General features: G+C 72.3%; 12 protein-coding genes. 5 read left to right on the top strand and 7 right to left on the bottom strand.

The window, feature by feature from the left end; all coding sequences use genetic code 11:
- Positions 1-10: 10 nt before the first annotated feature.
- From ACZ4XJ_RS09385 to ACZ4XJ_RS09395, 3 genes are all read right to left on the bottom strand, one after another.
- On the bottom strand, positions 11-2,446 hold the full coding sequence (locus tag ACZ4XJ_RS09385; protein ID WP_468495766.1) for an ABC transporter permease: 2,436 nt from the start codon (positions 2,444-2,446) through the stop codon (positions 11-13).
- Positions 2,446-3,330: an ABC transporter ATP-binding protein gene (locus tag ACZ4XJ_RS09390; protein ID WP_468495767.1), complete on the bottom strand. Its 885-nt coding sequence runs from the start codon at positions 3,328-3,330 to the stop codon at positions 2,446-2,448. Before ACZ4XJ_RS09390 ends, ACZ4XJ_RS09385 begins: the two co-directional genes overlap by 1 nt.
- A 310-nt stretch (positions 3,331-3,640) precedes the next feature.
- Entirely contained in the window at positions 3,641-4,783 is a 1,143-nt protein-coding gene (locus ACZ4XJ_RS09395) for a PP2C family protein-serine/threonine phosphatase (RefSeq protein WP_362876819.1), read from the bottom strand.
- A gap of 116 nt (positions 4,784-4,899) precedes the next feature.
- Here ACZ4XJ_RS09395 and ACZ4XJ_RS09400 point away from each other — a divergent pair, with 116 nt between their 5' ends.
- On the top strand, positions 4,900-6,135 hold the full coding sequence (locus ACZ4XJ_RS09400; RefSeq protein ID WP_468495768.1) for a GNAT family N-acetyltransferase: 1,236 nt from the start codon (positions 4,900-4,902) through the stop codon (positions 6,133-6,135).
- A 64-nt stretch (positions 6,136-6,199) separates the two neighbouring features.
- Here ACZ4XJ_RS09400 and ACZ4XJ_RS09405 read toward each other — a convergent pair whose 3' ends face one another.
- Both ACZ4XJ_RS09405 and ACZ4XJ_RS09410 read right to left on the bottom strand, forming a co-directional pair.
- The gene (locus ACZ4XJ_RS09405; RefSeq protein WP_468495769.1) at positions 6,200-7,006 is read right to left on the bottom strand and encodes an Fpg/Nei family DNA glycosylase; all 807 of its coding nucleotides are present in this window, start codon (positions 7,004-7,006) and stop codon (positions 6,200-6,202) included.
- A 132-nt stretch (positions 7,007-7,138) separates the two neighbouring features.
- Positions 7,139-7,627, bottom strand: coding sequence for a ribose-5-phosphate isomerase (locus tag ACZ4XJ_RS09410; protein WP_468495770.1), 489 nt, complete (start codon positions 7,625-7,627; stop codon positions 7,139-7,141).
- Between the two features lie 220 nt (positions 7,628-7,847).
- On the opposite strand from ACZ4XJ_RS09410, the gene ACZ4XJ_RS09415 reads away from it, so the two are divergent.
- A complete protein-coding gene (locus ACZ4XJ_RS09415) occupies positions 7,848-9,284 on the top strand; it encodes an amino acid permease (protein ID WP_362876823.1) in 1,437 nt (478 codons plus the stop codon).
- A 124-nt stretch (positions 9,285-9,408) separates the two neighbouring features.
- On the opposite strand, the gene ACZ4XJ_RS09420 is transcribed toward ACZ4XJ_RS09415, so the two are convergent.
- Positions 9,409-9,993: a biotin transporter BioY gene (locus tag ACZ4XJ_RS09420; protein WP_468495771.1), complete on the bottom strand. Its 585-nt coding sequence runs from the start codon at positions 9,991-9,993 to the stop codon at positions 9,409-9,411.
- A gap of 305 nt (positions 9,994-10,298) precedes the next feature.
- Between ACZ4XJ_RS09420 and ACZ4XJ_RS09425 the strand changes: the two genes are divergently transcribed.
- The 3 genes from ACZ4XJ_RS09425 (at position 10,299) to ACZ4XJ_RS09435 (ending at position 14,193) form a co-directional block, all read left to right on the top strand.
- Positions 10,299-11,699, top strand: coding sequence for an amino acid permease (locus tag ACZ4XJ_RS09425; RefSeq protein ID WP_468495772.1), 1,401 nt, complete (start codon positions 10,299-10,301; stop codon positions 11,697-11,699).
- A 218-nt stretch (positions 11,700-11,917) separates the two neighbouring features.
- Positions 11,918-13,327: an amino acid permease gene (locus ACZ4XJ_RS09430; protein ID WP_468495773.1), complete on the top strand. Its 1,410-nt coding sequence runs from the start codon at positions 11,918-11,920 to the stop codon at positions 13,325-13,327.
- Between the two features lie 209 nt (positions 13,328-13,536).
- Positions 13,537-14,193 (top strand): superoxide dismutase, encoded by a 657-nt coding sequence (locus tag ACZ4XJ_RS09435; RefSeq protein ID WP_362876827.1) that lies wholly within the window; start codon positions 13,537-13,539, stop codon positions 14,191-14,193.
- A gap of 122 nt (positions 14,194-14,315) precedes the next feature.
- Here the strand turns inward: ACZ4XJ_RS09435 and ACZ4XJ_RS09440 are convergent, their stop codons facing one another.
- Complete coding sequence (locus ACZ4XJ_RS09440; RefSeq protein ID WP_362876828.1) at positions 14,316-14,963, bottom strand: mycothiol-dependent nitroreductase Rv2466c family protein; 648 nt, start codon at positions 14,961-14,963, stop codon at positions 14,316-14,318.
- Positions 14,964-14,998 lie beyond the last annotated feature (35 nt).

Below are 14,998 nucleotides of genomic sequence, written 5' to 3' on the forward strand. Positions count from 1 at the left end.
CGGCGGCCGGTCAGGGGCCGGGGTGGCGCAGGGCGTTGCGGGCCGGGAGGGTGGTGGCGGCCAGGCCCAGGGCGAGGGCCGCGGCCACGAAGGAGCCGTAGAGCAGCGGCGGGATGTGCGGCGGGGCGCCGGTGAGGGCCCGGGTGATGGGGAACAGGGTGGCGAAGGCGATCGCGGAACCGAGGGTGACGCCGGTGCCGGTGATGAGCAGGGCCTCCCAGCGGATCATGCGGAGCACCTGGCGGCGGGTGGAGCCGACCAGGCGCAGCATCCGCAGTTCGCGGCGGCGGTCCAGGACGGTCATGACCAGGGTGTTGACGGCGGCGACGGCCGCGAAGCCGCCGAGGACGGACGCCATGGTGGTGTTGGCCCAGGCGTTGACCTGCCGGTCGGTGTCCTGCGCGGTGGTCCAGCCGCGCCGGTCGGTGACGGGGCCGAGTTCCGCGAGGGCGGGCGAGTCGCCGCGTACGAGGAGTTCGGTGGGGGCCGGGGAGGTCAGGTGCCCGGCCAGGTCGGCGGCGGGCAGGGTGACTTCGGCGAAGCCGAGCCCTCGGGTGTAGAGGGCGACGATCTCGGGTGCGGCCTCGGTGCCGTCGGGCAGCCGCAGGCGGAGCCGGTCGCCGAGGCCGGCGTGCGCGGAGCCGGCGAGGTTGCGGTCGACGGCGACGGTGCCGGGGCGCAGGGCGTCGAGGTCGCCCTCGCGGACGTCGAGGTCCTGGACGCGGGCGAGGGCCGCGCCGGGTCCGGTGACGGCCTGGGCGGACGCGCCCTGGAGCCAGTGGTCGGAACCGGAGCCGAGTTCGGCGATGACGGACGTACGGGTGACGGGTACGGCGGCGGTGACGCCGGCGGGCAGTGGTCGGGAGGCGACGTCGGCGGGCGGGTCGGTGACGACGCGGTCGGCGAGCAGGCCGCTGGTCTGCTGCTCGCGGGTGGCCCGGTCCTCACTGGTGTGCAGGAACACCAGGGTCGAGGAGAAGGCCATGGCGAGCACGATCGGGGTGATCGCGGAGGCGAGGCGGCGGGCCTGGGCCCGGGAGTTGGCGGCGGCGAGCGAGGCGGACGCGTCGCCGAGGCGCAGCGGGAACCCGAGGACGGTGGCGCAGGCGCGGGCGATGAGGGGGCCGAGCAGGGCGACGGCCAGCATGAAGAGCATGACGACGCCGAGGGCGGCGTTGGCGGCGTCCGCCCCGCTGCCACTGGCGGCGAGGCCGCCGCAGGCGACGCCGCCGGCGAGGGCGAGGACGCCGAGCGGCGTACGGATCCACCCGGAGCGGACGCGTTCGACCGCGGCGGCGGCGAGGGCCCGGCCGGGGCGGATCCGGGCGGGTTTGCGGGCGGCGGCCCAGCCGGAGACCAGGGCGGTGAGCAGGCCGATGCCGGCGGCCCCGGCGAGGGGGATCCAGGAGACGGACAGTTCGACGGCGTCGGGCACGGCCCCCTTGGTCTGCAGCGCGCCGAACCACCAGGAGGCGAGGGCGTAGCCGGGCAGGCAGCCGAGTACGCCGGCCACGGGGGCCACGAGGAGGGCCTCGGTGGCGACGGTGCGGCGGATCTGGCGCGGGGTGGCCCCGACGGCGCGCAGCAGGGCGAACTCGCGGGAGCGCTGCCCGACGGAGAGGGCGACGGTCCCGGCGGCGGTGAAGACGGCGACGAGGGTGGCGGTGCCGCCGAACGAGCCGCCGAGTGCGGTCAGGAGTTCCTTGGCCCCGGCGAGCCGCCGGTCGACGGCGCGGTCCGCGCCGGTGAGCACCTCGGCCCGCCCGGCGACGGCGTCCCGGGCGGACGCGGCGAGCCGCTGGTCGAGGACGGCCCCTGCGGCGTCCGGCGACGCGGGCAGGAGGGCGATGGCGTCCAGGGTGTTCGGGTGGCCGGAGAGGGTGCGGGCTTCGGGGTCGGAGAAGCGGGCGCCGGGGGCGGCGGTGCGTCCCACCACGCGGAACTCGCGGGTGCCGACGGGGGTTTCCAGGGTCACCCGGTCCGGGCCGGTCGCGGCGCCGCCGAGGACGACCTCGCCCGCGCCGGGCGCGCGGCCCGCGCTGAGCCGCGTACCGGTGAAGGCGGTGGCGCCCCAGCCGGAGGCCTCGTGGCGGACGCCCGCGGCGTCGCGGACGGGGAACACCACGTCCGGCACCGCTCGGCCGAGGGGGGCCAGGGCGTCGAGGAGGGCGGCGTCGACCCGGGCGCGTTCGGGGACCGGCGCCGAGACCTCGTAGGCGCCCTCGCCGCTGCCGACCCGCAGGTGGGTCTCCTGGTCGGCGGCGATCACGACGGGCACGGCGGCGTAGCGGGTCGGCGGGAGGCTCGCGCGCAGGCCGCTCTCCAGCAGGATGCCGCAGGCGGAGACGATGGCGACGGTCAGGAACAGGGCGACGAAGGTGCCGGCGAATGCGGCCGGACGGAACCGGACCGCCGCGCGGGCGAGTCCGTTGGGGCGGATCGGCATCAGAGCGCCGCGTCCGCGTACGCCGGGACGGGGCGGGCCGTGAGGGCGGCCATCCGGGCGGCGACGGCGGCGGCGGAGCCGCGCGGCAGCCGGTCCACGATGAGGCCGTCGGCGAGGAAGAGCACCTGGTCGGCGTGGGAGGCGGCGACCGGGTCGTGGGTGACCATGACGACGGTGGCGCCGAGGGAGTCCACGGCGTCGCGCAGCAGGGCGAGGACCTCGGCGGCGGTGGTGGTGTCGAGGGCGCCGGTGGGCTCGTCGGCGAAGATGACGTCGGGGTGGGTGACCAGCGCCCGGGCGATGGCGACGCGCTGCTGCTGGCCGCCGGAGAGTTCGGCGGGGCGGCGGCGGCCCTTGCCCTCCAGGCCGACCCGTTCGAGCAGGTCGGCGACCCGCTGCGCGCCGCGGGAGGCGGCGCGGCCGCCGGCGAGGCGCATCGGAAGCAGCACGTTCTGCTCGACGGTGAGGGAGGGCAGCAGGTTGAAGGCCTGGAAGACGAAGCCGAGGCGGCCGCGGCGCAGTTCGGTGAGTTCGTTCTCGTTCATGCCGGTGATCTCGGTGCCGCCGAGGCGGACGGAGCCCTCGGTGGGCAGGTCGAGTCCGGCGGCGCACTGCAGGAAGGTGGACTTGCCGGAGCCGGAGGGGCCCATCACGGCGGTGAAGCTGCCGCGGGGCAGGCTGAGGTCGATGCCGCGCAGGGCGTGGACGGTGGCGGCGCCGCGCCCGTACCGGCGTCGGACGCCGCGCAGTTCGACGGCGCAGGCGGTGGTGGGGCCGGGGTCGGTGGGGCCGGGGCCCTTGTACGCGCGAGCCGTCCGCGTCGTCTCCGCCACCGGGCCCCGCGAGGTCTCTTGGTCGCGCCGCTTGCTCCGCCGGAGCCCCATGGTGTGCCGCCTTCCGTGCCGTCGTACGCCGTGTCCGTCGCGGCGTGCCGTGCCCTGCCGCGGTGATGTCCTCGACGCTACGGAGCGGCGTGCGACGGGGACATGACGGAGGCCGGTCGGTCGGGGGTGGGGTAAACCCCACCGGGCGGGTGGGGGCGGGTGGGTCGGCGGGCCGACCGGACGGACCGACGGACCCGACGGACCCGACGGACCCGACGGACCCGACGGACCGGCATGAGGATCAGCCGGCCGCGCGAAGGGAGCCGAGCCCGCCGATCAGGCCGACCGGCGGATCAGGCCAGCCGCCCGGTCAGGCCGACCGGCGGATCAGGAGCAGCGCGCGGTCGTCGTTGACGTCCTTGGCGACCTTCTCGATCAGGTGCCAGGCGGCGCCGTCCCAGCCGGCGGCGACGTAGCGGTCGGCTTCGCCGGTGAGGCGGTCCATGCCCTCGCTGATCTCGCGCTCGGCGGTCTCGACGAGACCGTCGGTGAAGAGCATGAGGACGTCGCCGCGCCGCAGGTTGCCGCGGGCGGGTTCGAACTCGGCCCCGTCGTAGACGCCGAGGAGCGGTCCCTCGCCGGAGACCTCCTGCCAGCGGCCGGTGCCGGCGGAGAGTTGGAGGGCGGGGAGGTGGCCGGCGGAGAGGAGTTCGTAGTCACCGGTCTCCAGGTCGAGGACGAGGTGGATGGAGGTGGCGAAGCCCTCGTCCCAGTCCTGGCGCAGGAGGTAGCCGTTGGCGGCGGGCAGGAAGCCGTGCGGGGGCAGCGCGCCGAGGAGGCCGCCGAAGGCACCGGACAGGAGCAGGGCGCGGGAGCCGGCTTCCATGCCCTTGCCGGAGACGTCGGTGAGGACGATCTCCAGGGTCCGGCCCCCGTTGGTGCGGGCGGCGACGACGAAGTCGCCGGAGAAGGACTGCCCACCGGCCGGTCGCAGGGCCATCTCCTGGTGCCAGCCGCGGGGCAGGGCGGGCAGTTTGCTCTGCACGCGGATGCGTTCGCGCAGGTCGAAGAGCATGGTGCCGCCGCGTCTCCAGGGCACGCCGACGCGGCTGCGGAACTGGGCGATGACCAGTCCGAAGAAGCCGCAGGCGGCCACGACGAGGACGGTGCCGGGGGTGACCCGGGCCGGGCCCTGGGTGTAGGGGCCGAGGACGAGTGCCTCGACGATGAGGGCGGCGGCGGAGGCGGCGTACAGGGCGAGCAGGCTCGCGGGGCGCAGCAGCAGGCCGCCGGCCACGATGGGCAGGACGAGGGCGGAGGGTGAGAACCAGACCGGCATCATGAGCGTGCCGCAGGCGATCGCGGGAATGGTCAGGAGCAGGCCGCCGAAGGCGAGCCAGTCGGAGGCGTCGCCGCGGAAGTAGTCGACGGCGGATTTGCGCAGGGCGGTGCGGGCCCGGTGCGACAGCATGCGCGCCCGGGCCGTGAGGGTCTCCACGCGTGCTCCGGCCATTGTTCGGGACCTTATCCATCCTGGCTGTGTGTGCGCAGGGGTACCCCCGGACGACCGGTCCGTTCCGGGAGAAATTCGCTTCGTACGGAGCGGAAGGCCCTGGTAGGCATGGGCTTATGGCACTGGTCACGCAAGTATTGCAATCCGATGAGTGGGATGTCTGGTACGACCATCTGGAACTGGCGTTCGGAGGTGTGGCCGAGCCGCCGGAGGAGCGGGAGCTGTACCGCTCGTTGACGGAGCCGGAGCGTTCGCTGGGGGTCTGGGACGGCGGGACGTGCGTCGGCTCGGCCGGCGCGTTCAGTTTCCGGCTGTCGGTGCCGGGCGGTGCGCTGGTTCCGGCGGCCGGGGTCACGATGGTCGGGGTGGCTCCGACGCACCGCCGGCGCGGGGTGCTGACCTCGTTGATGCGCCGCCAGTTGGACGACGTCCGGGCGGGCGGTGAGCCGATCGCGGTTTTGACGGCCTCGGAGCCGGAGATCTACGGGCGGTTCGGCTACGGGACGGCCGCGTACGCCCTGTCCGTGGACATCGACACGACCCGCGCGCGGTTGATCGCGCCGCCGGGGGCGGACGCGGTGCGGTTGCGGCTGGTGGACCCGGAGAAGGCGCTGGCCGACTGCGAGCGGGTCTACGCGGCGCTGGTCCCGACCCGGCCGGGGATGACGGCGCGCCGGCCGGGCTGGGAGCGGCAGGGGCTGCTGGACCCGCCGGGGCGGCGGGAGGGCGCGTCGCCGCTCAAGTGCGTGGTGGCCGAGGGCACGGACGGCGAGGTCGTCGGGTACGCGCGCTACCGGGTCACGCCGGACTGGGAGCCGACGGGTTCGGAGGGCAAGGTCCACGTCGGCGAGGTGAACGCGTTGGACCCGGTGGCGTACGCGGCGCTGTGGCGCTACCTGTTCGAGATCGACCTGACCTGGCACGTACGGGCGTTCGGGCGGCCGATGGACGATCCCCTGCTGCACCTGGTCAGTGACGTCCGCCGGACCCGGGCGCGGCAGCGCGACGCGCTGCACCTGCGGCTGGTGGAGCTGGGCGGGGCGTTGGAGGCGCGGACGTACGGGGCTGCAATGGACGTGGTCCTGGAGGTCGAGGACGCGTTCTGCCCGTGGAACACGGGCCGGTGGCGGCTGACGGCCGCCGCCGGGGGCGCCGCGCGCTGCGCCCGGACCGAGGACGCGGCGGAGCTGGCACTGTCGGTGCGGGAGCTGGGCTCGGCCTACCTGGGCGGGGTGACGCTGAACGCGTTGGCGGCGGCGGGCCGGGTGCGCGAGCTGCGTCCGGGCGCGCTGCGGGAGGCCTCGCGGGCCTTCGCCGGGGACGTGGCGCCCTGGCTGCCCCACCAGTTCTAGGGCGTCGCGGGTCAGGCGAGACTTTCACAACACGCCCTGGACGACACCGGCCGCCCGTGGGGGTTCAGCGGGTCTGGCAGGTCGGGCACCAGAAGAGGTTGCGGGCGGCGAGGTCGGCGGTGCGGATCTCGCCCCCGCAGATGTGGCAGGGCAGGTTCGCCCTGCGGTAGACGTACACCTCGCCGCCGTGGTCGTCGACCCTGGGAGGCCGGCCCATGGCCTCGGGGAGGTGCTCGTCGCGGACGGTGTCGATGCGGTTGTGGCGCACGCCCTCGCGCATCAGGTCGACGAGGTCGGTCCACATCGCGTCCCATTCGGCGCGGGTGAGGTCCTTGCCGAGCCGGTACGGGTCGATGCCGTGCCGGAAGAGGACTTCGGCGCGGTAGACGTTGCCGACTCCGGCGACGACCTTCTGGTCCATGAGGAGGGCGGCGACGGTGGTGCGGGAGCGCGAGATCCGGGCCCAGGCACGGCCGGGGTCGTCGGCCGGGCGCAGCGGGTCGGGGCCGAGCCGGTCGTGTATCGCCTTCTTCTCGCCCTCGGCGAGCAGCGCGCAGGCGGTGGGGCCGCGCAGGTCGGCGTGGTGCTCGTCGTTCAGCAGGCGCAGTCGGACGGTGTCGCCGGCCGGCGGGGCGGGGGCGGGACCGAAGCCGAGTTTGCCGAAGAGGCCGAGGTGGATGTGGATCCAGGCGTCGCCGAGTTCGAGGAAGAGGTGCTTGCCGTGCGCCTCGGCGCTCTCCAGGGTGCGGCCGTCGAGCAGGGCGGCGCTTTCGGCGAAGCGGCCCTGGGGGCTGCTGACCCGGACGGGTCGGGCGGCGAACCGCTCGGTGTGGTCCTGGGCGAGGCGGTGGATCGTATGCCCTTCGGGCACGGCTGTTCTCCTCGGCGTGAACACGTCGACACGCGACCGGCAAGCGACCGGGCGTGAGGTCGACACGTGACCGGCGCGTGGACATGACCGTGCCGCCGGACTCCGGTCCGGCGGCAACGGGCGGGGCGGGTCCTACTGGTCCTGCGGGTGGTGGGCCGGGATCGGGGGCAGCTCGCCCGTCTGCTCGTACGCGGTGAGCATGTCGATGCGGCGGGTGTGGCGCTCGGCCTCGGAGTACGGGGTCTTCAGGAAGGCGTCGATGAAGCTGATCACCTCGTCCTGGGTGTGCATGCGGCCGCCTACGGAGATGACGTTGGCGTTGTTGTGCTCCCGGCCCAGCTCGGCGGTCTGGACGCTCCAGGCCAGGATGGCGCGGATGCCCTTCACCTTGTTCGCGGCGATCTGCTCTCCGTTGCCGGAGCCGCCGATGACGATGCCGAGGCTGTCGGCGTCCGCAGCGGTTTTCACGGCGGCGCGCAGGCAGAACGGCGGGTAGTCGTCGACTTCGTCGTAGATGTGGGGCCCGCAGTCGACGGGCTCGTGGCCGTTGTTCTTGAGCCAGTCCACCAGGGTGTTCTTGAGCTCAAAACCGGCATGGTCGGATCCGAGGTACACGCGCATGGGTCGAGTGTGGCATGCGGGCGGTCGAAGGCCGGTGGAGGGGTGTCGCGTAGGTCACTCCGGAAGCTCAAATAATCCACAACAACGCAGATGGGACGCGGCGGGACGAAGGTCGGGGACTTCGTGCCCCAGGCAACGATACGGAATAGGGTCTTCCGTCCCGACGGCGTGTCGGGTTTGAATGCCGGGGCTCGAAACCCGAGAACCTAAGGATCCGTCCATGAGCTCCACGACGACCCTTCAGAAGGCAGGCGACCCCTCCGGCAACCCCGGTGACGGCCAGCCCTCCGACGGACTGAAGGCCGGTCTCAAGAACCGCCACCTTTCCATGATCGCCATCGGCGGCGTCATCGGCGCCGGCCTGTTCGTAGGCTCCGGCGGCGGCATCGCCAAGGCCGGCCCCGCCATCCTCGTGTCGTACTTCCTCGTCGGCGCGATGGTCGTCTTCGTGATGCGGATGCTCGGCGAGATGGCCGCGGCCAGCCCGAACTCGGGCTCCTTCTCCGCGTACGCCGACCGCGCGCTCGGCCGCTGGGCCGGCTTCTCCATCGGCTGGCTGTACTGGTTCTTCTGGGTCGTCGTGCTGGCCGTCGAGGCCACCGCCGGCGCCGTCATCCTCGAAGGCTGGGTCCCGGCCGTCCCGCAGTGGGCCTGGGCGCTGATCGTGATGGTCGTGCTGACGATCACGAACCTCGGCTCGGTCGCCTCGTACGGCGAGTTCGAGTTCTGGTTCGCCGGGATCAAGGTCGTCGCCATCGGCGCGTTCGTGGTCATCGGCATGCTCGCCGTCTTCGGCGTGCTGCCCGGCTCCGACAACCCCGGCGCGGGCTTCGCGCACCTGACCGACACCGGCGGGTTCGCACCGAACGGCTGGGGCGCCATCCTCACCGGTGTGCTGATGGTCGTCTTCTCCTTCATGGGCAGCGAGATCGTCACCCTGGCGGCGGGCGAGTCCGAGGACCCGCGCCGCGCGGTCACCAAGGCCACCAACTCGGTGATCTGGCGCATCGGCATCTTCTACCTGGGTTCGATCTTCGTCGTCCTCACCCTGCTGCCGTGGAACGACAAGTCGATCACCGAGAAGGGCTCGTACGTCGCCGCCCTGGACTCGATCGGCATCGCGCACGCCGGTCAGATCATGAACGTGATCGTCCTGACGGCCGTGCTGTCCTGCCTGAACTCGGGCCTCTACACCGCCTCGCGCATGGCGTTCTCGCTCGGTGAGCGCGGCGACGCGCCGAAGGCGTTCGCCAAGGTCAACAAGCGGGGCGTGCCGGTGGCCGCGATCCTGGGCTCCGTGGTCTTCGGCTTCGCCGCCGTCTACTTCAACTACGCCTTCAAGGACACGGTCTTCAACTTCCTGCTGAACTCCTCGGGTGCGATCGCGCTCTTCGTGTGGCTGGTGATCTGCTTCACCCAGCTGCGGATGCGCGGGATCCTGATGCGCGAGGCGCCGGAGAAGGTCACCGTCAAGATGTGGCTCTTCCCCTACCTGACGTGGGCGACCGCCGCGATGATCAGCTTCGTGCTGGTCTACATGCTCTTCGACGACGACAACCGCCAGGTCGTGGTGCTGTCGCTGGTGGTGGCGGGCGTGGTCGTCGCGATCGGCGCGATCCGCGACGCCCTCCGCCGCAAGGCCGTCACGGCCGCGTAGTACGGACCGCGAAGGGTCCGCTTCCGGGCCGGAAACGGACCGAAAACGGACCGCACGCACGCAACAACAGCCCCGGACCGCGCTCGCGGTCCGGGGCTGTTTCGCGCGGGTGCGGCGCGGGGGTTCAGCCCCGGTGGCCCAGCAGCTTCCAGGCGGTCGGCAGGACGCCCATGGCCAGCGCGGCCTTGAGGGCGTCGCCGATCAGGAACGGGACCAGGCCGGTCGCGACGGCCGTACCGAGCGACACCCCGGTGACGCCCATCAGGTACGGCACGCCCACCGCGTAGACCACGGCCGAGCCCAGCACCATCGCCCCGGCCGTGCGGAGCACCGAGCGGTCGGCGCCGCGCCGCGCGAGCGCGCCCACGACGGTGGCGGCGAGCAGCATGCCGAGCACGTAGCCGAAGGTGGCGCCGCCCGCGCCGGAGTCACCGTTCGCGAACCACGGGACCCCGGCCATGCCGACCAGCGTGTACAGCGCGAGGGAGAGGAAGCCGCGGCCCGCGCCGAGGGCGGTGCCCACCAGCAGGGCGGCGAAGGTCTGGCCGGTGATCGGCGCGGCCAGTCCGTCGACCTTGACGGCCATCTGGGCGGCGACGCCGGTGAGCGCGGCTCCGCCGACGACCAGCGCGACGTCGCGGACGCGGCTCGCGGGCAGCAGGTCGGCGAGGACGGCGCCGGGCCGGAAAGAAACGGAAGCAGTGCTCATCGTGGGGCTCCGCGAGGTGGTGATCGATCGGGACACGGTGACGTTAGTCCGCGACCGGCCGCCGCCCCACCGTCGTCCGGCACAAAGCCGTACTGCCCGGTTTCGTGGGGAGTGGACAAAGGTCCCGACCCACACCCGAGTTGAAGTGATCCGCATCACGGGCGACATTCACCGCCACGCCCTTTTTGCTCCGACGGGTGCCTTCCGGCCAGACTGTAGGTTCCCGCCAATCCCCTGTGCAGCCACCGCCAATCCCCCGTGCAGCCCCCAGCGCCGCTCGGCCGACCGAGAGTGCGAGCATCCTCATGCGCGACCGCCTGCCCGCCCCGCCCCTCACCGAGGACGGGTTCCAGGAACCCCTGAGCCACAGCCTCAAGCAGCGCCACCTGACCATGCTGGGCCTCGGCGGCGTGATCGGCGCCGGGCTCTTCGTCGGCTCCGGCGCCGGCATCGGCATCGCCGGCCCGGCGATCATCCTGTCGTACCTCCTCGCGGGCGTGCTCGCGATGCTGGTGATGCGGATGCTCGGCGAGATGTCCGCCGCGATGCCCGCGTCCGGTTCCTTCTCCGTCTACGCGCAGAAGGCACTGGGGCGCTGGGCCGGATTCTCGGCGGGCTGGCTGTACTGGTTCCTGCTGGTCGTGGTGCTCGCCGTGGAGGCGACCGGCGCCGCGAAGATCGCGAACGGCTGGCTGCCCTCGGTCGACCAGTGGGTGTGGGTGCTGGTCTTCATGGTGGTGTTCACGGTCTGCAACCTGGCGGCCGTGCGGAACTTCGGTGAGTTCGAGTTCTGGTTCGCCGCCCTCAAGGTCGGCGCGATCGTGCTGTTCCTGATCCTCGGCACGCTCGCGATCTTCGGGGTGCTGCCGGACACCGATCCGGTGGGCATGGCCAACCTGACCGGCCACGGCGGCTTCTTCCCCGCCGGGATGGGCGGGGTCGTCGCCGGCATGCTCGCGGTGGTCTTCGCCTTCGGCGGTCTGGAGGTCGTCACCATCGCCGCCGCCGAGTCCGACGACCCGGCCCGGTCGGTGGCCCGCGCCGTGCGCAGCGCCGTGTGGCGCATCCTCTTCTTCTACGTCGGCTCGATGCTGGTCATCGTCACCCTGTTGCCCTGGGACTCGCTGGAGCCCGGGCAGAGCCCGTACGTGGCCGTGCTCGACTCGATCGGCATTCCGGCCGCCGGTCAGATCATGAACATCGTGGTGTTCGTGGCACTGTTGTCGGCGCTCAACGCCAACCTCTACGGCTCCTCCCGCATGGTGTTCTCGCTCGCCGAGCGCGGTGAGGCCCCGCGGTCGCTGCTGAAGGTGTCCCCCGGCGGCGTGCCGCGCCGGGCCGTGTTCGCGTCGGTGGCCTTCGGCTTCGTGTCGGTGGTGCTGAACCTGCTGTGGCCGGACACGGTGTTCCTCTACATGCTCAACGCGGTCGGCGCGGTGCTGCTGTTCGTGTGGGCGCTGATCGCGGTCTCGCAGCTGAAGCTGCGCGGCATGCTGGAACGGGAGATGCCGGAGCGGCTGACGCTGCGGATGTGGCTGTTCCCGTACCTGACGTGGGCGGCGCTGATCGGGATGGCTGCGGTGCTGGTCCTGATGCTGCTCGACGACTCGGCCCGGCCCCAGCTGCTGTGGTCCTCGGGCGCTGCCGCGGCGGTGCTGCTGGTGGCGTGGCTGCGGGAGGTCCGGGTGCGCCGGGCCGCCGCCTGATCCCCGTCCGCGAAGGACCCCCGCGCCCCGTCGGCGCGGGGGTCCTCGCGCGTGCGGGAGGCGCGGATGGGGCCCGGCGCACGGCCGGGTGAGCGTGCGGCCGCGATCACGGCCCGTGAGCCGGCTGTCCGGATAGCGGACAGAAAACGTCCGCTGAACGGACGCTCGGCACACTGAAGGCATCGTTCGACCCCCGCACACCGGACAGGCACACCCCCATGAGCCACAGCAGCACCCTGACGCCCCCCGCGCCCCCGCTGGACGACACCGGGTCCCCCCTCGGCAACGGCCTGAAGCAGCGCCACCTCTCGATGATCGCCCTCGGCGGGGTCATCGGTGCCGGTCTCTTCGTCGGTTCCGGCGCCGGCATCGCGGCCGCGGGACCCTCGATCGTCCTCGCGTACGCCGCGTCCGGGCTGCTCGTGATGTTCGTGATGCGGATGCTCGGCGAGATGTCCGCCGCCAACCCGGCCTCCGGCTCCTTCTCGGTGCACGCCGACCGGGCGATCGGCCCCTGGGCCGGTTTCACCGCGGGCTGGATGTTCTGGACCCTGCTGTGCGTGGGCGTGGCCATCGAGGCGATCGGCGCGGCGCACATCATGACGGGCTGGTTCCCCGGGACCCCGTCGTGGATGTGGGTGCTGGTCTTCATGGCGGTGTTCTGCGGCAGCAACCTGGCCGCGGTCTCCCACTTCGGCGAGTTCGAGTTCTGGTTCGCCGCCCTCAAGATCGGCGCCATCGGGCTCTTCCTGGGCCTGGGCGTGCTGGCCGTCCTCGGCCTGCTGCCCGGCACCGCCTCCCCCGGCTCGGCGAACCTGCTGCACGACGGCGGCTTCCTGCCCAACGGCCTCGACGGCCTGCTGGTCGGCCTGCTCGCCTCGGTCGTCGCGTACGGCGGTCTGGAGACGGTGACCATCGCCGCCGCCGAGTCCGACGACCCGATCAAGGGCGTCGCCAGGGCCGTGCGGACCACCATGTGGCGGATCGCGATCGTCTACGTCGGCTCGATGCTGGTCATCGTCACCCTGCTGCCGTGGAACGACCCGGCCGTCACCGGGACCGGTCCGTACGCGGCGACCCTGGACCACCTGGGCATCCCGGCCGCCGGTCAGATCATGAACGTGGTCATCCTGATCGCGCTGCTGTCCGCGATGAACGCCAACATCTACGGCTCCTCCCGGATGGCGTACTCCCTGGTCTCCCGCGGCCAGGGCCCCCGGGCGCTCGGCAAGGTCACCGGCCGGGTCCCGCGCCGCGCGGTGCTGGCCTCCTCCGGCTTCGGCTTCGTCACCGTCCTGCTCTCGTACTGGTACCCGGACACCCTGTTCGCCTGGCTGCTGAACATGGTCGGCGGCGTCATCCTCGTCGTCTGGGGCTTCATCGCCGTCTCGCAGTTCGTGCTGCGCCGCCGCACCGAGCGCGAGGCCCCCGAGAAGCTCGTCGTGAGGATGTGGGGCTTCCCGTACCTGACCTGGGTGGCGCTGGCCGGGGTCGCCGGGGTGCTGGCGCTGATGGCCTGGGACGAGGACACGCGGGTGCAGGTGCTCTTCACCGGCGGGCTGACGGTGGCCCTCGCCGTGACCGGTTACGTGATGCAGCGCCGCGCGGCAGCCCGCGCCGGAGCCTGACCGGGAGCACTCGGGAAGGGGGTAACACCCCCGAGGAACGGCACGTCGGAGGCCGGGTTCATGCGACCGCATGGGCCCGGCCTCGGGCGTTCCGGAGGCCCGCACAGGAGAGGTAACCCTTACTCGAACGGAGGATTAGATACTGCTAGCGTGCAGTTGCGCATTGATTGCAATAAGCGATTGGCACGCCGAGGGGACCGGATACAGACATGGCCATTTACACGCTTCCTGAGCTTCCTTACGACTACGCGGCGCTGGAGCCGGTGATCAACCCGCAGATCATCGAGCTGCACCACGACAAGCACCACGCGGCTTACGTGACGGGTGCCAACAACACCCTGGAGCAGCTGGAGGAGGCGCGCGACAAGGAGAACTGGGGCGCCCTCAACGGCCTGGAGAAGAACCTCGCGTTCCACCTCTCCGGCCACATCCTGCACAGCATCTACTGGCACAACATGGCCAGCCCGAAGACCGGCGAGGGCGGCGGCGAGCCCACCGCGGCCGACGGTCTCGGCGACCTGAGCGACGCGATCACCGAGTCCTTCGGCTCGTTCGCGAAGTTCAAGAAGCAGCTGACGTTCGCGGCCTCCGCGACCCAGGGCTCCGGCTGGGGCGTGCTCGCGTACGAGCCCGTCAGCGGGCGCCTCCTCGTCGAGCAGGTGTACGACCACCAGGGCAACGTGGGCATCGCCAGCACCCCGGTCCTCGTCTTCGACGCCTGGGAGCACGCCTTCTACCTGCAGTACAAGAACCAGAAGGTCGACTTCATCGAGGCCATGTGGAACGTCGTCAACTGGCAGGACGTGGCCAAGCGCTACGCCGACGCCAAGGCGAACACCCCGCTGCTGATCCCCGCCAAGGGCTGATCGGCACTCCCCGACCGTCCGCCTCGTGATCGTCTTCTCAACCTTCACAGCGGACGTTTCCACCAGAAGGCCCCCGCGAGGACGTGACTCGCGGGGGCCTTCTGCGCATCGCTGCGGGCGGACTACTCGAAGCTGGGGCCCTTGTCGCGGGTGCGCTTGATCTCGAAGAAGCCCGGGGTGGAGGCGACGAGCAGGGTGCCGTCCCACAGTCGGGCCGCGTCGTCGCCGCGCGGGGTCGGGGTGACGACCGGGCCGAAGAAGGCCACCTCCGCGCCGTCCGCGCCGGGCACCGAGATGACCGGCGTGCCGACCTCCTGGCCGACCCGGTTGATCCCCTCGTTGTGCGACGCGCGCAGCTCGGCGTCGTACGCGTCGGAGGTGCCGTACTCGGCGAGCTCGGCCGGCAGGCCGACCTCGGCCAGCGCCTCCGCGACGACCTCGGCGGTGTTGCCGCGTCCCTCGTTGTGGATGCGGGTGCCGAGCGCGGTGTAGAGCTTGCCGGTGATCTCCTTGCCGTGCTTCTGCTGCGCGGCCGTCACCACCCGTACCGGTATCCAGGCCTCGGGGCCGAGCAGCTTGCGGTAGCTCTCGGGCAGCTCGTCGAGCTTGTCCTCGTTCAGGACGCCCAGGCTCATCACGTGCCAGCGGACCTCCACGTCACGGACCTTCTCGACCTCCAGCATCCACCGGGACGTCATCCAGGCCCAGGGGCAGAGCGGGTCGAACCAGAAGTCGACCGGAGTCTTCTCGCTCACCTGCGTGTCGGCCATGTCTCTCCTTGTGTCCACAACAAGCCATTGCCCAG

The organism is Streptomyces sp. NPDC029836, assembly GCF_055574495.1.